General features: G+C 73.7%; 16 protein-coding genes. 15 read left to right on the top strand and 1 reads right to left on the bottom strand.

Annotation, left to right across the window (positions count from 1 at the left end; all coding sequences use genetic code 11):
* Positions 1-56: 56 nt before the first annotated feature.
* The 15 genes from ACF09C_RS07575 to ACF09C_RS07505 all read left to right on the top strand — a co-directional run bounded on the left by ACF09C_RS07575 (position 57) and on the right by ACF09C_RS07505 (position 20,779).
* Positions 57-3,551 carry a CHAT domain-containing protein gene (locus tag ACF09C_RS07575; RefSeq protein WP_392089799.1) on the top strand — a complete coding sequence of 1,165 codons (3,495 nt, stop codon included), beginning with the start codon at positions 57-59 and terminating at the stop codon, positions 3,549-3,551.
* A complete protein-coding gene (locus ACF09C_RS07570; protein WP_392089797.1) occupies positions 3,548-4,339 on the top strand; it encodes a hypothetical protein in 792 nt (263 codons plus the stop codon). Before ACF09C_RS07575 ends, ACF09C_RS07570 begins: the two co-directional genes overlap by 4 nt.
* Positions 4,339-5,019, top strand: coding sequence for an RES family NAD+ phosphorylase (locus ACF09C_RS07565; RefSeq protein WP_392089795.1), 681 nt, complete (start codon positions 4,339-4,341; stop codon positions 5,017-5,019). The genes ACF09C_RS07570 and ACF09C_RS07565 overlap by 1 nt, the downstream gene beginning before the upstream one ends.
* Positions 5,020-5,083: 64 nt before the next feature.
* Positions 5,084-6,196 carry a macro domain-containing protein gene (locus ACF09C_RS07560; RefSeq protein WP_392089793.1) on the top strand — a complete coding sequence of 371 codons (1,113 nt, stop codon included), beginning with the start codon at positions 5,084-5,086 and terminating at the stop codon, positions 6,194-6,196.
* A gap of 145 nt (positions 6,197-6,341) precedes the next feature.
* On the top strand, positions 6,342-6,572 hold the full coding sequence (locus ACF09C_RS07555; RefSeq protein ID WP_392089791.1) for a hypothetical protein: 231 nt from the start codon (positions 6,342-6,344) through the stop codon (positions 6,570-6,572).
* A complete protein-coding gene (locus ACF09C_RS07550; RefSeq protein ID WP_392089789.1) occupies positions 6,565-7,335 on the top strand; it encodes a hypothetical protein in 771 nt (256 codons plus the stop codon). The genes ACF09C_RS07555 and ACF09C_RS07550 overlap by 8 nt, the downstream gene beginning before the upstream one ends.
* The gene (locus tag ACF09C_RS07545; protein WP_392089787.1) at positions 7,332-8,144 is read left to right on the top strand and encodes a protein phosphatase 2C domain-containing protein; all 813 of its coding nucleotides are present in this window, start codon (positions 7,332-7,334) and stop codon (positions 8,142-8,144) included. Before ACF09C_RS07550 ends, ACF09C_RS07545 begins: the two co-directional genes overlap by 4 nt.
* Before the next feature lie 2 nt (positions 8,145-8,146).
* A complete protein-coding gene (locus ACF09C_RS07540) occupies positions 8,147-9,217 on the top strand; it encodes a hypothetical protein (protein ID WP_392089786.1) in 1,071 nt (356 codons plus the stop codon).
* Complete coding sequence (locus ACF09C_RS07535; protein ID WP_392089784.1) at positions 9,214-9,864, top strand: 4Fe-4S single cluster domain-containing protein; 651 nt, start codon at positions 9,214-9,216, stop codon at positions 9,862-9,864. Before ACF09C_RS07540 ends, ACF09C_RS07535 begins: the two co-directional genes overlap by 4 nt.
* The gene (locus tag ACF09C_RS07530) at positions 9,861-11,300 is read left to right on the top strand and encodes a hypothetical protein (RefSeq protein ID WP_392089781.1); all 1,440 of its coding nucleotides are present in this window, start codon (positions 9,861-9,863) and stop codon (positions 11,298-11,300) included. The genes ACF09C_RS07535 and ACF09C_RS07530 overlap by 4 nt, the downstream gene beginning before the upstream one ends.
* Complete coding sequence (locus tag ACF09C_RS07525; RefSeq protein WP_392089780.1) at positions 11,288-13,465, top strand: AAA family ATPase; 2,178 nt, start codon at positions 11,288-11,290, stop codon at positions 13,463-13,465. The genes ACF09C_RS07530 and ACF09C_RS07525 overlap by 13 nt, the downstream gene beginning before the upstream one ends.
* Complete coding sequence (locus ACF09C_RS07520; protein WP_392089778.1) at positions 13,462-15,513, top strand: Hsp70 family protein; 2,052 nt, start codon at positions 13,462-13,464, stop codon at positions 15,511-15,513. The genes ACF09C_RS07525 and ACF09C_RS07520 overlap by 4 nt, the downstream gene beginning before the upstream one ends.
* Positions 15,513-16,703: a hypothetical protein gene (locus tag ACF09C_RS07515; protein WP_392089776.1), complete on the top strand. Its 1,191-nt coding sequence runs from the start codon at positions 15,513-15,515 to the stop codon at positions 16,701-16,703. Before ACF09C_RS07520 ends, ACF09C_RS07515 begins: the two co-directional genes overlap by 1 nt.
* Positions 16,700-19,222 carry a GTPase-associated protein 1-related protein gene (locus ACF09C_RS07510; RefSeq protein ID WP_392089775.1) on the top strand — a complete coding sequence of 841 codons (2,523 nt, stop codon included), beginning with the start codon at positions 16,700-16,702 and terminating at the stop codon, positions 19,220-19,222. Before ACF09C_RS07515 ends, ACF09C_RS07510 begins: the two co-directional genes overlap by 4 nt.
* 6 nt (positions 19,223-19,228) lie before the next feature.
* Entirely contained in the window at positions 19,229-20,779 is a 1,551-nt protein-coding gene (locus tag ACF09C_RS07505; protein ID WP_392089772.1) for a hypothetical protein, read from the top strand.
* Positions 20,780-20,834: 55 nt separating this feature from the next.
* Here the strand turns inward: ACF09C_RS07505 and ACF09C_RS07500 are convergent, their stop codons facing one another.
* Positions 20,835-21,275 (bottom strand): hypothetical protein, encoded by a 441-nt coding sequence (locus ACF09C_RS07500; protein ID WP_392089770.1) that lies wholly within the window; start codon positions 21,273-21,275, stop codon positions 20,835-20,837.
* Between the last annotated feature and the right edge of the window lie 8 nt (positions 21,276-21,283).

Here is a 21,283-nt window from a genome sequence, read left to right as displayed (position 1 = left end):
GGTCGGCGAGAGCGGGTGCCGGGCCGCGCGCGGCCCCGGGAGGGTGGGGGTTGTCGGTGAGTCGCGAGGAGAGCGGTGGCGTTCAGGGGCTGCGCGCCTGGGTGTCGGACGCCGTCGGACGGGTGAAGGCACAGCTCCCCGCCCTGGGTGGCGGCTCGCCGTCACCACGATCACCCGACGCCTCGATCGCCGAACTGGAGCAGCTCGTCGCTCTGTTGGACCATGACGAGGCCCTGCGCGGCTCGGTCACCGTCTGGCTCGCCGGTGCGATGACCTTGCGGCACACGAGCGGCGGAGGTTCGGAGGCGGACCGGGAGCGGGCCGAACGGCTGCTGCGGGACGCCAGGGACGGAACGACACCGCTCGGAGCCCTCGTGACCGAGGAGGACCGGCGGTGGGCGGCGCTGTTCCTGATCACCCACATCTCCCCGATCCAGTCGCAGCGGGGCTTCGCCGGGGCGGCGCCCGACCTCTCCCGCTTCGTCGACTGGGTCCAACGGGTCGGCCCCGCCGGGATGATGTCCGTGGGCACGGAGCTGGGCACGCTGATGGACGAGGCGGTCGAACTGCCCCTGCCGCCGGAGCTGCTCGGAGCGATGCGCCAGGCCCAGGGGCTGCTCGTCGCCCCGTCCCCGCAGGGGTTGTCGGACCTGATGGCCGGCATGATGCCCGCCGGGGGCCCCTTCGCGGATCAGATGCGCCAGATGATGGACCAGATGTTCGGGGCGATGACGTCTCCCGGCCCGCAACCGACGGCGTACTCGGGGCCCGTGTGGGAGCGGGACCCGGGTCCGGAGCCGACGCCGAAGGCCGGCCCCGGGCTGAGGTCGGCGCCGCCGAGGCCCGCGCTCGATCGCGATTCCGAACCGGGTCGGGTACCGGAGCCGGCACCCGAACCGACGCCACGGGGGACGGAACCGCCCCCCGCACCCGAACCGACGCCGACGCCCGGGCCCATGCCGCGGCCTCCGCTCACCCCCGAGGCGCTCCGGGACATGGTCACCGCCCTGGACGCCGTCAACGCGACCACCGACGGGCTCGACTCCCTGCTGCGCAGCGGTGACCCCGAGGCCCTCAACACGCTTCTCGGCAGGCTGCGTTCGGCGCAGGACCTGCCGCTTCCGGAGGGCGTGGGGTCGACGGCCGCACTGGAGACCCTGCGGGCGATCCTGCTCTCCCTCAGCCCGAGCGTCGGCGGCACCTACCAGGACACGGCCGCGGGCCACGCCCATATGCAGACGATCATCGGACACCTGGAGAACATCCGAGGATCGCTGCCCCACGGCGTGGGCGACCCCGCGGTCGTCGGCCGCGCGATGGACATCTGTTACCGGGCCACGGCGGCCAGGGAGGCGGAGGACGTCGACACGCTCCAGGGCCTCCTGGCCGAGGTCGTGGCCCTGGACACCGCGGCTCCTGAGGGCGATCCGCTCCGATTCGCCGTCGACGCCGTACGAGGCGCTGTCCTCGCATCGCTCGGCATGGTGACCCGGGACAAGGAGTTGCTGGCGCGGTCCCTGCCGTACATGGAGCGGGCCTCGATCCTCATCGAGGAGAGCGACCTGCCGTTCTCCGAGGCGACGGCTCCACCGCGCGTGCAGGACGTCCGCCTGCTCCACGACGTGCTCACCGGACAGCGGACGGCCGTCCCCGACCACGTTCCGCCTCCCCCGGACGCCTCGATGGACGACCTCTACTCCTCGGCGCTCTCGCTCGGCGTACGCTTCGACCGCGACGGGGACCCCGCGGTCCTCGACGCCCGGATCGCGGAACTCGAACGGCTCCGGGTGGGCGTACGGGAGGGCAGGGCGCCGCGCGTCGCCGCCGACGCGCTGTGGCATCTCGCCGAGTCGTACCACCTGCGCAACGGCCTTGCCCCCGACTCCCCCGACCAGGCCGACCAGGCCGACCACGGCTGCCTGGACGCCGCCGAGGAGGCGCTGTCGGCGCTCGCCGCCGACGTCGTCCTCCAGGCGGGCGCCGAGCACGGGCTGCTGGCCGCTCGTACCGGGGCGAGCCGTGGCGTACAGGCGGCGCGGATGGCGGCCTCGTACGGCGATCTGCACAAGTCCGTGGCCGCCCTGGAGCTGGGCCGTGCCCTGGTCCTCCAGGGCGCCGCCATCGCGTCGGCGGTGCCCGAGCGTCTGGACGCCGCCGGGTACGGGGATCTCGCGCGGGCCTGGCGGGAGGCGGCCGGCGCGCGCGGAGACGCGGAGGGCGCGGCAGAGGTTCCGGGACTCCTGCCCAGCACCTTGCGCCGCCAGGCCCTCGACGCCCTCGGCTACCGGCAGGAGGGCGGCCTGCTGGGGACGCCCACGCTCGGTGAGCTCGCGGACGGGCTCGCCGAGGCGGGTGCGGACGTCCTGCTCTACCTGGTGGCCGGCGACCACCAGGGCCCGGGACTGGTGATCGCGGTGGGGCCGCGGCTCGGGGCGGGTGCGGGCGCCCTGCCGCTGCTCCGCGACGGCGAGGACGGTCCGCTGGCGCGGTACGTGGAAGCGGCCGCGGCTCGTGACCTCGACCCGGACGACGCCTCTCTCACCCAGCCCTGGGAGGAGGCCCTGGAAGAGCTGTGCGGCTGGGCGTTCGAAGCGCTCGGCCCGGTCCTCGCCGGAATCGAGAAGCGGATGGAGGCGGAGGACGACGCCTGGGAGGACCGGCCGCTCCGCGTCGTCCTGGTCCCCTGCGGGCGTCTGGGCATCGTCCCGTGGCACGCCGCGCGCTTCCCCGCCGACGCCCCGCACGACCGCCTCTGCCAGGCCGCGGTCATCAGTTACGCCGCCTCCGGGAGCCAGTTCCTGCGGACGCTCGGACGTACCCCGAGGGATCCGGCCGCCGCCCCCGTCCTCGTGGCCGACCCGACGATGAGCCTGCACTACGCCGACACCGAGGTCACCGCACTGCGGGACGCCCATTACCCGGACGCACGGGTGTGCGGAGCGCTCTACGAGGCGGAGATCGGCGAGCTGCCGCCCGCCACACCCGAGGCCGTCCTTGGCTTCCTCGCCGACGACACCTCCCTGCTGCACGTGGTCTCGCACGGGAAGGCCGGCATCCGCCCCACGGTCTCCGCCCTGGACCTGGCGGCCGACGTGCGGGGCACACCGGCTCCGCTGACGGTGACGCGCCTGCTCGACCGCGAGGAGCAACAGGGCTCCACGGGCGGCCCTTTGGTCGTCCTGAGTGCCTGTCAGACCGATCTGAGCAAGCGGGACCACGACGAGGCGCTGACCCTCACCACGGCGTTCGTCGCGGCCGGAGCGCGGGACGTCGTGGGCTCCCGATGGCTGGCCCCGGACGGCGCTTCGGCGCTGCTGATGGCGGTGTTCCACCACCACCTGGCCGTCGACGGGCTGAGCCCCGTGGACGCCCTGCGGGCCGCGCAGATGTGGATGCTCGACCCGCACCGTCGCAACCCGGGCTCGCTGCACGGCGAGTTGCTCCGGGAGTCACAGCGGCAGGGACTGGAACGGACCTCGCACTGGGCCGCCTTCATCCATCAGGGACACCCCGGGGCGAGCCTCACGACCACAGCGGAAGGGACACCATGAACGAGGAGGGCCGCGGACCGTCCGCGGAGCCGTTGCTCGCCCTGATCGGCGAGCACCGGGAGTCCATTCGTGCGGCGCTGAACGACGAACAGCACGCGCTGCTGCTGACCCGGCTGCGCGCACTCGCCGCCGCGCCGCCGGACGAGGTCATGGCGGTCCGCAGGGCGCTCCAGGGCGTCAGACTCGCCCTGCGGCCACTGCCGTTCGACCATCCGGTACGCGCCGCGCTCGACGGCGTACGCCTGGTCGCCGCGCCCCCCGGTCCCGCGACCGTGACGGAGGCGCTGACGCTGGTCGATCTGCTGGCCGCGGTCTCGACGGCCGCCGCGGAACCGGCTCCGACGCCCGACCGGTCGCCTGACGCGGCGCCCGACCCGACGCCGGACACTGCGCCCGTACCCGCGCCCGGCGCGACACCCGACCCGACACCCGACCCGACACCCGGCGAGGACCGCGCGGCCGATCCGTTGCTCCGAGAACCGGCCCTGTCGACGGCCGAGGCCACGGCGCGCTGCGGTGGCGCGCCGCCACCCGAACTGATCAGGCTGCCGGACCCACCGCGCGGCGACCGCTACCTGGAGTTCCAGTTCCCCGTGGGCGGCGGCACCCCGCACCCGGTCGTCCTCACGGTCAACCGGCTGCTCCTGGCGGACATCGACCCCCGGGGCGCCGCGTCCTGGTGGCTCGGCGGCAACAGCTGGCTCGGCGCGGCTCCCGCGTCGCTCCTGGGGCGGCTGCCCGATCACGAGCTCGTGGGTGCGGCCACCACCCTCGTGGAGGGGGAGTGATGAGCTTCCAGCAGCGCCCGATCACGTTCTTCCCCATGACCGGTGAGGAACTGCGCCCGAACTTCAAGCTGATCCCGGCCGGCACGGAGCTGTGGCGGGTGCACAGGTCCAAGTACCGGCCCCACCAGTTCAACCCGCTCCTCGCCGACATCCACTTCGACGGCGGCCGCTTCGAGGGCACGCCCCTGGATCCGTACCACAGCCTGTACGTGGCCGACAGCGCGCTGACGGCCGTCGCCGAGAGCATGCTCCGTTCCGTGGCGTGGAACGGCACGAAGCGGACGATCCCGTACGCGGCCGCCCATGGCCGCTCGCTCAGCGTGCTGCGGACGACGTGCGAACTGACGGTGGTCTCGCTGATCGAGGAGAAGGACCTGGCGGCCGTCCGCCGGACCGCCGACCTCCTCGACGACGAGCGCAGCTACGCGAAGGCGCGGCGATGGGCGAGTGAGATCCGTGCTCAGGCGCCCGAAGCGATGGGACTGGTGTGGCAGTCGCGCCGGAACCGTCCCGAGAACTCCTACGTGCTGTTCCACGACCGCTTCGACGGCTGCCACTGCGGTGCGCTGGAGGTGGTCCCGGAGCGAGGGTTCGCGGACCTCGGCTCCCCCGAGGGCATCGAGGAGGTGAACCGACTGCTCGACCCGCTGGCGGCGGAGGTGTCGAAGCCCTTGCGGTGATGCCCGGCCCGGGCATCGTGGAAGCGGCTTGTCCGGCTGTGACAGGGGATGCCATCGTGGGCGCATGGCATTACCGCTCCCCGACGACGTCGCACTGCTCGCCGAGTTGAAGGAGGTCAGGCGCGCCGGACTGATCAGGTTGCGGGGCCGCGCGCTGCCCGCCCTTGAGGCGGCGGCCGCGGCGGTGGCCCCCGCCGCGGCCCGGACGCCCGGCGCTGCGGTGGAGGCGCTGCTGCGGAGCGCGGTGGAGCGCCTGGACGCGGGGACCCTGCGTACGGCCGCCGAGTACACCCTGGGGATCGCGCAGGGGACCAGGGACTGGCCGGCGTCGTCCCGGCGGGCCAGGGCGGCCTCGGTCTACGGAGTGAGCGTCGAGCGGTTCCGCAAGGATCAGGAGGTCATGGTCCTCGAGCAGGTCGCCGAGCACATCGTGCGGCTGACGGCCGAGGCGGCCGGGCGGAGTTCGGGCGCGGCCGCCGAGGGCGAGAGCGGAGCGGGCACGCATCGGGTCGTGGAGATCCGGGCCGGAGGCCGGCCCGTCCGTGTCACCCTGCACGTGCACCCCGTCGACCTGCTGCGTGACGTGGACGTGGTCGTCTCCCCGTCCAACGTCTACCTCGCGCTGCCCGAGGTGTACAAGTCCTCCGTCGCGGCGTCGCTGCGGCGTGCGGCGGCCGTGCTCGGCGTGACCGGAGACGTGCTGGCGGACCCGCTCCCCGCGGAACTGCGCCGGTGGGCCGAGCAGCACGGCACGTCCGGGCGGGCGGTGCGGCCGGGCACGGTGGCGGCCACCGGGGCGGGGGCGCTGACCGGCCAGGGCATCCGGCGGGTCTACCACGCGGCGATCGCCGTGCCCCGGGCCGGGACCAACGACTACGACGTGCTGCCCGCCGACGTCACCCGGGCGGTGTCCCGGGCCCTCGCGGTGCTCGCCGAGGAGCACGAGGACCACACGCCACCGCTGCGTTCGGTGTGCTTCCCGCTGCTCGGCTCCGGCCGGGGCGGCCTGTCGTACGACGTCAGTCTTCGCGCTGTATGGGCGGCCGTGGAGGCGGAGTTGGCGCGCGGGGCGAGCTGGGACGTGCACTTCGTCGTGCGTACGCCGGAGGCGGCGGCCCTGGTGGAGCGCATCCCGGCCGGAATTCGCCCGGCGCACGCCCGGAGGCCGACCGGCTGACCCGGTGGAATGGAAGGGCGAAGGGCGCGCCGGCGCGCGAGACGGCGCACAGGGTGCGCGCCAAAGGGCAAGCGAGGGGGATCTTCGTGGGGGTAATCTCCGTTGGCACAACGCGAGTTGACGTCACGTCACCTAGCGTGGACGCATGACGGGCGGGATGGAGCGGTGGGGCCATGGCGCGCGGGGGCGGATCGTCACCTGGCCCGCTCCCGACGCGTACGTCCTGGTCGACGGGGTGCTGATGCGCATGCTCACGGACCCTCGGGAGATGACGCCGGGGACGGAGGTCGTCGTGCGCTACGACGCCGAGCGGCGCCGGCTCCTCGCACGGGCGGTGGATCGGACGGACGAGGGCGGGGCGGCCGGGAATGAGTGAGTACGGCTTCGGGCTGGCGCAGGGGTACGACGAGCGGCAGCCCGTCGTACTGCTCCTCGACACCTCGGCCTCCATGGGGCGTCCGGCGGAGAACCCTCGGATCGACGAGCTCAGCGAGGCACTGGCCGACTGGTTCGACGGAGTGCGGGCGGAGCCGAGGCTCCGCGCGCGGGTGGAGGTCTGCCTGATCACCTTCGACTCCCGGGTCAGGGTCTTCGATCCGGGCCAGGACCGGCTTGTACCGGTGGAGGAGGCCGCCCCGGACCGGCTCTTCGTGCCGGTGGACCGGATGCGCCCGCCCCGGCTCGGGGCGTCCGGCCTCACCCGGATGACCGAGGCCGTCGAGACGGCGCTCGACCTGGCCCGCTCGCGCTACCTGGCCCTGCAGGAACAACAGGTGCAGGTGCGCAGGCCGTTCCTGTGGGTGCTGACGGACGGTGCGCCCAGCGACGCGAACGGCGAGGCGATGGACCTCGCGGCCCTCGCCGGTACAGCGGCGAAGGTCCGTCTCGGCGAGGAGCGGGGCGAATGCGTGCTCCAGGCGATCGGGGTGAGCGGCGCGGATCTGGAGCTGCTGCGCGCCCTGACGCCCAAGGGCGCCCTGATGCTGGAGGGGCTGGACTTCGGGCGGATCCTCGATCTGCTGTTCCAGAGTTCGGACGTGATCGGCGGGCGGCAGGCCGCCGACGAGATTCACGGGCAGGTGGCCGACCGGGTGGAACGGGAACGGCGCATGCGGCTCCTCGAGGAGAAGGTCCGGTGATCGTGGCCGGTGCGTCCGTCCAGGGAACCGCTCATCTGGCCCGCGCACAGGGCTGCCAGGACGCCTTCAAGGCGGTCGACCTGGGAACGGCGGCCGTGCTCGCCGTCGCGGACGGCGCGGGCGGCCGGGAGCGCAGCGCGCTCGGCGCGCACATCGCGGTGGACGCCGCCTGCCGGGTCCTGACCGAGAGCATCCCGGAGGCGGCGGAGGCTCCCGAGGCCTGGTCGGAGTGGATCGCCGCGGCGGGCGCCGCCGTGGTCGCGCAGTACCGGCGGTCGGTGGAGGGCGCGCTGGCGCCGGTCGCGCTTCCGTCGGAGCCCATCGACCCGGGCGCCCTGGCCGCCACACTGGCGGCAGCGGTGGTGCGGCCTCCCTGGGTGGCGTTCCTCTCGGTCGGCGACTGCTTCGGCACGGTCCTGACCCGCGAGCCCGACACGCACGGGGCCGTCGGCGAGCGCTGCCACCTGGTGCTGCCTCCTCCGCCGCCCGGCGCCCCGGAGACGGTCTTCCTCTCCTCGCCGGGGGCCACCCTGCGCCTGCGGTCGTTCGTGCTGTGGGAACCGCGGCTCAGCGGCGTCGTCCTCGCCACCGACGGCTGCGCACCGCTCACCCTGGACCACCCGTCCCTGCGCGAACTCCCGCCGAAGGCAGGGCCGTTGCCGGCCGAGCGGTTCTTCTGCGGGCTCGCCGCGACGCTCCGCGCCAACGGCGGTGACGCCGAGCCCTTGCGCGCCCTGCTCTCCGGCCCCGAGGCGGCTCGGACCGGCGACGACCTGACCGTCGCCTGCGCCCTGACGGAGGGCGGCTGACGATGTCCCTCACGGTGGTGTCCGGCAGCGGGCACACATGGCGGCTCACCGAGCCCATCGGCACCGGCTCCGAAGGCATCGTCTACGGCGTGGACGACAGGCGCCCCCTGGTGGCCAAGCTGGTGCCCCTCCCGCCCGACCCGTCCGCCTATCGGCGCCGTATCGCCCGGCTCGTACGGCAGCGTCGCGAGCCTCGTGCCGTCCGGCTGGTGTCCGCGACGCCGACGCGGGTGGCATGGCCACTGGCGGGCGTCCGCGCCGGCGGTCCCGGTGCCGACGGCGTGGACGGCTATGTGATGACCGACATGCGCCACGCCCACCAGCCGTTCGCGCACCTGCTGACCCCCGAGGCCCGCCGGCGGCTGTTCCCCGACGCGACGTGGGCCACCGCGCTCGCCGCCTCCCTCTCGCTCGCCCGTCTCGTCGCCGACCTGCATGTCGAGGGCTACGTGGTGGGCGACCTGAAACCCGACAACCTCTGGGTCGACGCGCTCGGCAGGGTCGGCATCGCGGATGTGGACTCCTGGCAGTTCACCGACGGCGGCGAGGTGTTCCCCGGCCGGATGGGCAGTCCGGGGCACACGGCGCCCGAGCGGATCGGGGCCCCGGCGGGCACCGCGCCGGACCGCGCCTCCGACGAGTTCGTCCTCGCCGTCCTCGTCCACCAGCTGCTGATGTGCGGACTGCACCCCTTCGCCGGACATCCCGCCTCCGGCGGCGGCTACCTGAGTTACGACGACAACGTCCTGCACCGGCGCTGCCGTCTCCTCGACCGGGCCTCGGTGGTCCTGCCCCGCTCCGCCCCGCCCGTCGATCTGCTCCCGCGCCGGCTCACCGCCCTCTTCCGGGCCGCGTTCGGCGGAAGGCGGCCCGCCGCCTCGGCCTGGGCGGAGGCACTGGCCGCAGAGGCGGACCCGGCCCGCCTGCGGACGTGCCGGCGCAACCCCCTGCACGTGCACACCGCCGAACGGCCCTGGTGTCCCTGGTGCGATCTCGCCGAACGAGGGGCCGACGGCTACCCGGACACGACAGACCCGACGGACCCGACGGACAGGAAGGGGAAGGCCCGATGACAGAGGTGACCACGCTCTCGGTGGCCCGCACACTCGACCGCTGCACGACCCTCGGGCCGGGAACCCGAGCCGTGATCTGGGTTCAGGGCTGCCCGCTGCGCTGTCGCGGCTGTGTGGCGGCGGAGACGCTGCCCTTCGAGGGCGGCACCACCCACTCGGTGCCCGAACTCGCCGACTGGCTCGGCGGGTTGCCCGACATCGAGGGCGTCACCCTCTCCGGTGGCGAGCCCTTCTCCCAGCCGGGCGCGCTGGCCTCGCTGCTCGACCATGTCCGCGCCCGACGACCGGAGTTCACCGCGATGGCCTACTCGGGCTTCCGTCACGAGGCCCTTCGCCGCGGCGGACCGGACCGGATCGCCCTGCTGCGCCGCCTCGATCTGCTCGTGGACGGCCCCTATGTGGCCTCCGAGCAGCACGGGCTGCGCTGGCGCGGCTCGGCCAACCAGCGTGTCATCCCGCTGACCGACCGCTACGCGCACGTGACGGGCGAGCCCGATACGAGCGCGGGGGTCGAGGTGTCCATGGACGGCGACGGATCACTGTCCTGGGCGGGGGTCCCGCCGACTCCCGGCTTCCGGGAGGGGCTTGAGGAACGACTCGCGGCTCGGGGGTTCGTCCTGCGCGCCGAGGCACGGAGGGAAGCATGAGCGGATCACCGAAGTACAGCACCGTCACCGTCGCGCCGGCCTATGCGCGGATCGAGGCGGAGCGGCGCCGGGCCCGGGAGGCGCAGCGCCGGCGGCAACAGGCACAGCGCGCGAAGGAGCGCGCCGAACAGGCCGCCCGGCGGGCCCGCGAAGCGGCGGCACGCCGGGAACGGGCAAGGGCGCAGGCCGAGCGCAGGGAAACCGAGCTGGCGAACCGCCGAGCCGAGCGCGACCAGGCGCACGCGCACCGGTTGCGGCAGGAGCAGGCAGGCGTCGACGCGCGTCGACTCGCCGAGGTGCGTGAGCTGCTCGACAAGGTCCACGCGGACGCCTCCGAGGTTCGCGCCCTGCGGCAGCGGCTTGACGCCCTGCAGGCCGGCGTCGACCGTGCCGAGGACCTCGGCGGATCGATCGAGGAGTTGCGCGGCCGGGTCGTCGTACTCGGTCGTGAGCGGAGCGCGCCCGGCCAGGGCGTCGACCAGGGTGCCGTGGTCGCGAGCCTCGAATCGCGGCTGGCCGCGATCGGGGCGGAGGCCCGGGGGCGGGACCCGGAGGGGCACCAGCGCTGTGTCGACCTGCTCGACACCTTGCGGGCATCCACCGCTCCCGGTGCGGAAACACGGTTCGAGGCCTTGCTCGGCACGGTGGAACACGCACTGGGCCGCCATGCCGCGGTCGCCGGGGAACACGCCGCCGAGGAGCGTCGGCGCGCCGAGCGGGTGCGCGAGGCCGAGCGGCAGGCGGAGGAGCGCGCCGCCCGCGAGGAGGCGGCCCGCCAGGCGGCCATCGAGGCCGAACAGGAGCGCCACGAGGCGTTGTCCGAGGAGGCGAAGGACCGGCTGGATGTCGTACGGGCGTCCGTCAGGGCCGCGGCGGACGAGGCCCGGGAGCTCGCCGACCTCGCGCTCGCCGAGCGGATCGAAGCGGCGCTGACCGCCGTCACGGAACCCCTCGCGGCCGGCGCCGCCGAGGTGGCCCTGTCCGCGGTCGCGGCCCTGGAGGAGCTGCTCGTCGAAGCCGAATCCCAGCTGGACGAGCTTCAGTTGGCGTACACCCGGCGCATCGACCTCGCGCAGGCCCTGCAGGACGCCATGCTCGGCGAGGGCTTCGCCTTCACCGGCGGAGCCGAACAGAACGGCCGCCTGCTGCTCAGCTTCGAGCGGCCGAGCGGCGCGACGTACCGGACCACGATCGCCACCGACGAGGGCGGCACCCCCGTCCTCGTCTACCAGGTCGACGGCGAACCCGATGTCGCCCTCCGCCCGGATCCGGACGGCGCGGTGTGCGACCACACCGAGGACCTGCTGGAGCGGGTGCACGAGGCGATCGTCGAGCGGGACGGCTTCGTCCCGGGTGAGATCACCTGGCAGGGCAAGCCGCCCAGGCAGGGCGGGAGGCACCGGACGGTCGGGGAGGAGTGGAGGTGGACCCGGTGAACGCGGTCGACTGGGCCAAGCGTGCGAACGGCGTCGGCGGCTCGGCGGGCTCCCCTGCCGCGGACCGTCGGGACGGTTCCGCCCGCGACGGGGAGCCGGTCACCGCGGACGGCATGATGCCGCTGTGGGCGGTGTCGCTCGGCTGGGAACTGCGGCGTGGGCGCCAAGTGGTCCTCAACGGACAGATCAGGGACCGCTGGTGGTTCGCCGACCGGCCCGCCTCGTTCCGCGAGGTGGTCGCAGGCCTGCTGGAGACGCGCGGCGCGGAGGTCGTCGGCTGGTGGGATCCGGTGGGCGGTCTCAGCTTCCCCCTGCCGGGTCATGCCGAGCGCTTCGACCAGCTCCGCGAGGGGCGCGCGGCGGAGCGGCCGGGAACGCGGGCGGGGACCGGCGACGCGCCGCCGGAGTCCCCGGGCACCGCCCGGCCGCCGCACACCTCGGCGGACGCGCGCGCCACGGAGGCCCCACACGGCGCGGAGGCCCCACCCGGCGCCGAGGACGCGCACGGCGCCGGGAACACGGGAGCGCACCCCGCGGGCGATCCCGTCGCGGCGGCACGCGCCCGTCGTGGCGGCGAACGGGACCGCGGCCGGGACCGTCTCCTCGCTCCCCGCACGTCGGGCCCACCGCGCGCCTTCGAGGACGTCGTCGCCACCGTGCACCGCCTGGTGGCTTCACCGGACGCGGCCACCGCCTTCGTCTTCGAGGACATCGACCACCACCTCCCGCCCGGGCAGCCCGAGTCACAGCTGGGGTATCTGCGCCTGCGTGCCGCGATGTCGGACGCCGTGACGCCCCGCTCGGCCGCAGGTCCGGCCCCGCACGCGCGCAACGCGGTCCTGTGCGCGGTCGGTGACGTGGGTCGGCTCCCCGGCTGGTTCCATCTGGAGGACCCGAGGATCGCCGCACTGCACATCGGCCCGCCCGACCCGAGCGAGCGCCGACTGTGGCTCAGCTGGCTGCGGCGGTACTTCAACGGGGCCCAGGACGCGTCCCGGACCGAGCTGGAAGCCCTGGTGGGGGCCACCGACGGGATGGCGGCCTGGGACATCGAATCCCTGGCAAGGACGTCGTGGCTGCGCAACGCACCCTTGCGGAAGCCGGACAAGCTCCTGGAGCTGCACCGGCTCAACGTGAGCGTCGACCCGTGGACCCAGCTCGACCGGGAGACCGTCGCCGGGGCCGCCGAGGTCCTCGGCACCCGGGTGGTCGGTCAGTCCACGGCCGTGCGCGCCGTCGCCTCAGCCCTCCAGTCCGCCTTCGTCGGAGTCGACTTCGGCAGCTCGGGCGGCGCCCGCCCTCGGGGCTCCTTCTTCTTCGTGGGTCCGACCGGTGTCGGCAAGACAGAACTCGCCAAGTCCGTGGCCGAGTTGATGTTCGGCGATCAGAGTGCCTACGCCCGCTTCGACATGAGCGAGTACCAGCAGGAGCATGCCGCCGAGCGGCTGGCCGGGGCGCCGCCCGGCTTCATCGGGCACGAACAGGGGGGCGAGTTGACGCGCCGCGTGCAGGAACGGCCGTTCAGCGTGCTGCTCTTCGACGAGATCGAGAAGGCCCACCCCAAGGTGCTGGACAAATTCCTGCAGATCCTGGAGGACGGGCGGCTCACCGACGGTCGCGGCCAGACGGCGTACTTCTCCCAGTGCCTGATCATCTTCACCTCCAACACGGGCGCGGAGCAGGTCCGGACCCTGCTGGAGGAGCGGGGCGAGCTCTCGTACCCGCAACTGGAGGCGCACTTCACCCGGGCGGTGGAGGAGAAGTTCCGGCAGATCGGCAGGCCGGAGATCTACGGCCGGCTCAAGCCCGGGGTGGTGGTCTTCGACATGCTGCGCCACGAGCACGTGGTGCGGATCGCCGACCGGCTGCTGCGCCAGCTCGCCGAGTCGGTCCGCGAGCGTCACCGGGTGGAGCTGGTCCCCGACACGGACACCCTCCACCCGTGGATCACGGAGCGCATGGCGGACCCCGAGCACCAGGCGTACGGAGGCCGGCAGATCCGCAACGAACTCGAACGGGTGCGGGCGGCCGTCGTCAGCCATCTGCTGACGCACCGCCCGGAGCCGGGCAGCCGGATCCGGGTCGGCGTCGCGGCCGAGGGCACGGTACGGGTCTCCCCGGACGGCACGGCCCGGTTCACCGACGAAGGGAGCGTACGAGCATGATCGCCCTCTCTCTCGGGCACCGCTTCGGGCGCGTCGCGCGGGTCGGCCCCGACGGCGAACCGGAGGTGACCACCACCGACCTGGCCGGTGTGGACGGTGTCCTCGACCCTGGCCGGGCGCTGCCCCTGCTCGTCCCGTCCGGGCCGGTCGACGCCCGCGCCCTCGCGGTGGAGCCCGACCACTCGGTCGCGCTCGGCGTCCCCGTGTCGGGCGGCCGGGAGGACGAGCTGCGGTACGCGGTGGAACGGGCCGGTCTCGACGTCGCACGTGTCGTGCCGGAACCGGTGGCCGTGGCCCTGCACTACCGGGCGGTCGCGGAGGGCGTGGACCACACGGTCCTCGTCTGCGACCAGGGGGCGACGAGCCTCGACCTGAGCGTCCTGACCATCTCCCCGGACCTGACCGTACGCCTGGTCCGCGCCGTCAGCCTCCCGCTCGGCGGGGCGCACTGGGACGAGGCGGTCGCCGCCGGCCTCGCCGAGCACCTGCCGACCGGCGTCGACCCGATACCGGCGGCCGAGTCCCTCCGCCGGGGCCTCGACGGCTCCGACCGGGCAGTCGAGGCCTTCGAGGACGCCGCAGGGGTGCGCCACCAAGTGACGCTGGATCGGAGCGACTTCGAGCGGGCGGTGGCTCCGCTTCGGAATCGCCTGTTCGCCGCTCTCGCCGACCAACTGGCCACCGCGGAACCGGCCGTGGACACCGTACTGCTGGCGGGCGGCATGTGCGCCGAGCCCGGCACACGGGCCCGGATCGAGGAGCTGCCCGCCGCACAGGGGCTGACCGTGCGCTGCGACCGCCCCGAACTGGCCACCGTTCTCGGGCTGTTGACCCTGCGCGACTTCGGCATCCTGCGGGTCGTCGCCGGGCCCGCCGCACGGCCGGGGCGGGCGGAGGCCGGATTCGCGGACTGGCGCGACACCTACCCTCGGGTGGGCCTCGGGCACGCCGAGGGCTCCTCGCTCGACTCCGAGCCGGACGGCGCCGTGGCCGACCCGGAGCCCCGCGCCGGGCGACGGCGGGCGGAGGACCCCGAACCCGGGGGACGGCAGAACGGCTCCCCGGCCGGCCGCGGAACCGAACAGGCTCCGCCCACTCCCCCGCCGTCCGCCACGACCGGGCGCACGACCGGGGGCAGGTCCGCTGCGGACACCGACGAGAGGCCGTCCGCCGCGGCCACGTACGCCGGCCCTCTGAGCCCGCCGCGCGCCGAGGCCCCGCGCACCGAGACCCCGCCCCCGGTTCCCCCTGCCGCCGAACCGCCGTACCCACCCCCCTCGTCCTCCGACTCCCCTCCCACCGAACCGCGGCCCGCCGAGCCCGCCACCGCCGCCACCACGGGCAGCCCCGGCGGAAGCGACCCGTACGACCCTCCGCCCACGGCTTCCGCCGGCTCTCCTCTCGATCCGCAGACCGCGTTCGCGGTCCCCGTCGATCAGCTCCAGGCCATCCGGCGCGGCGACCATCTGCTGGTGCTGTGGGCTTGGCCCGTCGGCGCCCTGAGCGCGCGCGTCCGCTGGCGCCGGGAGGGAACCGTCGCCGGAGCGGGCCCCGGGCGAGGCGACGACGTGTGCCGACGCCGGGTGTACGAGCACGACGGCGGTTTCGACCTGGACGTCGGCCGCGGGGCCGTCACCGTGACGGTGGAGGCGCTCGTCGCGGAGCTCGGCGACGGCTGCGAAGGCGCCTCGTCACTGCTCGTCCCGCCCGCACCGACGCTCGTCTCCTACGAGCCCATCGTGCGCCGCCGGCTCACGGGCCGGTCGGCCTCGGTCACCTTCACCTCGGAGACCGGCTGCGACCTGCCCGGTGTCCGGATCGTCCAGAGCCTCGGCCGGTTCCGCCCCACCAGCGCGGCCGAGGGCACCGTCCTGCACGAGGTGCCCGCCCAACGTCTCCCGGCCGGCACGCCCCTGACCGTGGAGTTCCCGCTGCCCGCCACGCGCGGCCCGTCGTGGTTGGTCTGCTTCCCGGCCGACGCGGACGCGGGCACCGACACCGGCATCGACATCCGCCCGACGGCGCTGCACAGACTGCGAGTCACCTGATGGCCAAACGTCTCACCTGCCCCTACTGCTACGAGCACTTCACTCCGCGCGAGATCCGATTCCGCTGCAACAGCCGTCTGAGCAAGACGGGCAAGCAGTGCGAGCGCCGCCGCGACCAGGTCCTCGACCAACGCAAGGGTCCGCGCAGGAGCCACGACCTCGGCCCCGACTTCGCGGCGGACGGGCGCAGGCCGACGGCCGTCTGCGCGGACTGCGACGGCGAGACCACGTACCGGATCTGCCCGGTGTGCCACTCCGAACTGCCCGTCCAGTTCGGCATGGTGGACAACCGGCTGATCGCCATGGTCGGTCCGAAGGCGTCCGGCAAGACCGTCTACATGACGGTGCTGCTCCACGAGATGCGCAACCGGGTCGGCGAGGCGTTCGGTGCCGCCCTGATGGGTTCGGACGACGACACGATGCGGCGCTTCGGCTCGGACTACGAGGACCGTCTGTACCGCGACAACCAGATGTTCCCCGGCACCCAGACCGCCTCCACCACCCTCAACCGGGTGGACCCGCTCGTCTTCCGCTTCGGGCTGCGACGGCGCACCCTTCTCGGGGAGCGCCCGCAGCACACCGTCCTCTCGTTCTTCGACACCGCCGGCGAGGACTTCAGCTCCCGGGAGAACGTGGAGCTCAACACCCGCTATCTGGCCGGCGCGGACGGCATCGTGCTGCTGCTCGACCCGCTCCAGATGCCGGGTGCCCGCGACAACGCGCTGCCGGGAACCCCGCTGCCGGGCACGGAGGGCCTGGACACCCCGATCAACGTCCTCTCCCGGGTCACCAACCTCCTGCTCGCGCCCCGCTCCGGACGCTCGGCGCAGAAGATCGACACGCCGATCTCGGTCGTCTTCTCCAAGATGGACGCCTTCTGGCACCTGCTCGACCCGGGCAGCCCGCTGCGCGACTACGCGCCCCCGCGCGACCGTTTCGACGTGAGCGACAGCCTCGACGTCCACGAGGAGGTCCGACGGCTCCTCAAGGACTGGGACGGAGTGGCGATCGACCAGCTCCTGGACAACCACTTCACCCGCTACCGCTACTTCGGGGTCTCCGCCCTCGGCCGCAACCCCACCCCCGACGCCCGGGTCGCCCCCACCGGCATCCAGCCGTACCGGGTGGCCGACCCCTTGCTCTGGCTGCTGAGCGAGTTCGGTTCGGTGCCGAAGGCGGGCCGGGGATGACACGGTTCGAGCAGCTCTACTACACCTCCTGCGAGCACGGGCTCACCGGGTACTCCGGGTTCCAGTTCAACGCCGTGAGCGCGGGTGTCACCGTCGAGACCCAGCAGGTCGTCGAGGCGCTGGCCGGGTACGAGCCGCCCCGGGCCCTGGTGGAGTCGGACACCCCCGACGAGCTGGAGCGCTGCCCGGTCAACCTCTGCTACCGGCCGTACGACCGGGCGGGGCGCCGCGCCACGGCGGTGTGCGTGCGGTACGTGGGCCGTGACTCCGCTCGCCGCTTCGGCAACTACTTCGCGCACGCCCTGCACAGCGAGGACTTCGCCACGGCGGCGGACGGAATGCTCCCGATCGAGTGGTGGAACTCGCCGTCCTGGACGAGCGGGGTGTCACCGAGCACGGAGATCCCGTCGCTGGAGGCCCCCCTGCCGGGCCCGTTGGGCGTCCGGTCCGTGCGCGAGTTCCTGCGCGCCCATCCCCACGCGGACCGGCTGCCGGAGCTGCTGGCCGCCGTGTTCGCGGCGCTCGGCGAGCAGGGTTCGGTGGTGGTGGTCGACCGTTCGACCGACCTGATCGCGCACTGGTTCGCCGCCCTCTCCTACCTGCTGCCTCCCCCGCTGGCCCGTGGACTCTCCTTCGCCACCTACGTCTTCCGGCCGGCCACCAGCCGGCTGCACCTGATCGGCACCGTGCCCGAGGCCCAGCTCGTCTTCGGCCCCGACGACGAAGCGGCGTACACCGTCTTCGACTTCGCGCGCGGGACCTTCCCCGCGATCCGCGTCGATCCCCTGGCCCGTCTCCTCACCAGGATCGGTGTCGGTTCGGTGCGGCCCGTCTGGTCGTGGACCGCGGACTACGTCCGGGGAGGGGAGGAGAGCGTGGACGACTGGCACGCTCCCGTGGCCGCGGCGGCGGCCTCGGGGGGCATCCCGCTCACGGCGGTCGACGCCCACGCGGTGATCGACTGGCTGACCGGGGCCGAACACCTGGGGGCGCGCCGGGCGGCCGTCGCCGCGGACATCCATCGAGAGCACCGCGACCTGGACGACCGCCGGCGGTCCGCGCTGAGCGCCGCCGCGAAGGCCGGTGGGGATCTGGCGGTGCATCAGGAGATCGAGGGCAAGCTCCACGCGTCGCGTATGGCGGCCTACGCGGCCGCCTCCGAAGACGCCGTCAAGCCCGTGCCGATCACCGACCCGGTGACGCGCGAGCGGGCCACCGCACTCTGGGGGCGTCTGCTGGACGACCGGGGTCGGACCCCGCGCGAGCGGACGCGCCTGCTGCTGTGGGCCGTGGGCGCCGGCCTTCCCGTACCGGCGGCGGTCATGACCGAGCAGACGCTCACCCTGGCCCGGGCGCTGCTCGGGTCCCTCAGCCCCGTCCCGAAACTGCGCTCGGAGGTGACCGACCTCCTCGCCTCTCTTCCGGTGATGCGGGCATCCCTGGCGACGGCGGTGGAGGAGGTGTTGGAGCAACGCACCGGACAGGAGCAGCTGTTCTCCCAGTTCCCCGCCGAACTGCTGCGGGAGGCCGACCTGGCGGGCCGTCCCCTGCTCCAGGAACACCATCTGCGAGCCCGGGCCGAGCGCCGGCCCGCGGAGACGGTTCCGATCATGTTCAAGATCCTCCGGATCCGTGCGCAGACGTCGCCCGACGAGGAACTGCTGCGCGGCCTGTGGCGGCAGCCGTCGCGTACCTGGACCCATCAGGAAGCGGTCCGCATCGCCTCGGAGCTGCCTGCGAAGGGCCCGGTGGACAGGGCGGTCGGCACATGGTTCGAGCGCGCCCTGCGCCAGCCGATCGCGGACGACGACGCCTTGGAAGCCTGTCTGCACCTGTGCCGGCTGTTCGTCCGTCCGAGCCGCTTCGTCTGGCTGCCGGAGAGTGCAGGGGAGTACGTAGGGATCACGCTCGAACTGGAGGACAGGCTCCGGGACGCCCGCGAGGCCACGGAGCTCGTCGACGCGTTCGCCGCCCCGAAAGCCGGATGGTGGGAGGCCCCCAGGGCGCTCAGGCGCCTGCGTCTGGTGCCCGCCATGCTGCGCGTCCCCGCCGACTCCGCACGGCTGCGCGGGCGACTGACAGCCTTGAGCAACCGCGAACTGGAGCGCTATCTGGCGGCCGTGGGCCGGAAGGCGACGGGCGACAAGCCGATCGACGACATCGCGCTCAGCCATGTCGTCGCGGTCGTCACCCTGCCCAGTGGAGCCGTGCTCTCCCAGGCCCACGCCCAGCAGGTCGACGAGATCCGGACAGGACCGGTGGGGCGCTGGCCCGTCTCGGACCTGGAACGGCTGGAGCGCGCGGTCCGGCCCCTGAGGGCCGAACTCGCCGACCGTTATGCCGAGGACGTCGAGGAACGACGACGCGGACCGTGGAGCCTGCCCCGAAACTTCCCGTTCGTCTCCCGCCGTACGAAGTCCGCCTCCGCGTCCACCGCCGCGTCCGCCTCCCCGCCCGATCCCGGGAGCACACCCGACTCCCGGGCGACCGAGAGCTCCCGGAACGAGAAGGAGCGGTGACCGGCCATGGCTGAGATCGTGACGTTCGTCCTCGTTCCCGCCGTCTACCTCGTCGCACTCTGCGCCTTCCTCCCCTTCGTCCCGCTCATCGCCGCCCTCCGGGGCCTCGCCCTCGTGGTGCAGCTGCTCGTCCGGTACGGAAACACGGTGGTCGGAGTCCTCCACCGGCGCACCCCCGAGTTCCGGACGCTGCCGCCCTACCGTCCGCAGGACGAGGAGGTGAAGGCCTACCGCAACTACTTCTACGGGCCCGCCTTCCGCGACCTGCGCCAACTCCTCACACTGGCGCGGCGGTCGTACGCCACCACCGTCGGCGACGCGTTCCGTGCCGTGACGTCACGGCAGTTCGTCGCTCCGGCGCGCTCCCGCGCGGTGACCGTGCCGTACGGTGTGGCGCTCTACGTGGGGCTGAGTGTGGGCACCGTGCTCGCGCCGCCGCTGATCGGTCTGCTCCTGCTGCTGCACGCCGCCGTCCTGACGCTGCTCTCGGCCGGGGCCCGGCTCGTGGCCGGGGCCCTGCGGACGGTCGACCGGACGTTCCTCGCGATGAGACGGCTTCGCTCCGGAATGCTCTGCCCCCACTGCTTCGAGCGCGTGCCCTACCCGGCGTACGACTGCCCCGGCGCCACCTGCCGCCGTCGGCACATGGACATCCGCCCGGGACGGTACGGCGTCTTCCGGCGCCGCTGCGAGTGCGGAGGCCGCATGCCGACGCTGCTGATGCTGATGAGCCGGAACGCGCGGCTGCAAGCCTACTGTGTCCACCCGCACTGCGGCAGGCCGATGAACACCGACGCCGGCCACATGCCCGAGGTGGTGATACCCCTCATCGGCGGGCAGGCGGCGGGCAAGACCCAGCTGATGGCGGCCATGCTGCTGTCCCTGGAGCACGCGGCGGCGCACGGCGGTCCGACGCTGAGCCTCGCCGACGAGGAGTCGGACGCCCACTACCAGGTGCTCCGCGAGGTGCTGCGCATGCGGGGCCACACCCGTGCCACGCAGCGGGCCCTGCCCCGGGCCCACTCCTTCGTCCTGGGCCGAGGCCGCTCCCAGCGACTCGTTCATCTCTTCGACACGGCAGGCGAGAGGTTCGTCGATCGCGAGGACACGGACGCGCTGCGGTACGCACGAGCGGCGCGCACCTTCGTCTTCGTCCTGGACCCGATGGCGGTCAAGGCGTTCTGGACCACGATGGAACCTGCTCCCGGCCCGCTCCTGGACCGCACCCTCGGCTCCACGGTCGACCCTGAGGAGGTCTTCGCCCGCTCGGTCCAGGCGGTGGCCGCGATGGGCGCGCCGCTGGACCGTTCCCGGCTGGCGGTCGCCGTGAGCAAGACGGACCTGCTCACCGAGCACGGCCTGGCGCCTGCCCGCCGCGAGGACAGCGACGCCACCCGGGCCTGGCTCTGCGAGGCCCTCGGCCTGCACACCCTCGTCCGGGCCATGGACCTGCACTTCCGCGAGGTCCGCTTCTTCCGCACGGCCGCCGTGGCCGACGAGGAGGCCGGTGTGGACGCCAGCGTCACCGGGTTCGTCGACTGGTGCCTGCGAGGCTGACGGCAAAGGGCCCGCACCTCCATGAGGTGCGGGCCCCTGTGGCCGTGCGCCGGCTCTACGAAGCCGTCCAGTCCGCCGGGACCGGCAGGCCCCAGTCCTCGCAGGCGCGGACCATCACGGCGCGGACCTCCGGGCCCGCGTGGGCGTACGCGAGCGGGCCGTCGTCGCCGATCAGGTAGTCGCCGGTCAGGCCGCCGAGGAACTCCCGGACGAGGGGCTCGGGTGAGGAGGCGACCCGCTCCAGGAAGGAGAAGGTACGCCGCAGCACCTCGGACCTCTCGGGACCGGGCTCGGCCGCCAGCGCCGGCAGCAGGACGTCGTTGAACAGGTCCCAGAGCCTGCCGTACACATCCGTCCTGACCGTGTCCCCGTCCTCCGGGTCTCCGGTCAGCTCGACGGCCGCGCGGACCTTCTCCGCGACCGGCTCACGCATCTCGGGGAAGGCGGCCAGCAACTCCCCGAGAAACGTGCGCGATGCGATCGGTTCGTTCACCACGTGCTCGG

The organism is Streptomyces sp. NPDC014870 (genome assembly GCF_043081505.1).
GTDB lineage: Bacteria > Actinomycetota > Actinomycetes > Streptomycetales > Streptomycetaceae > Streptomyces.
The sequence above is the reverse complement of the archived record's forward strand: the minus strand, read 5'-3'. Positions and strand labels throughout refer to the sequence as shown.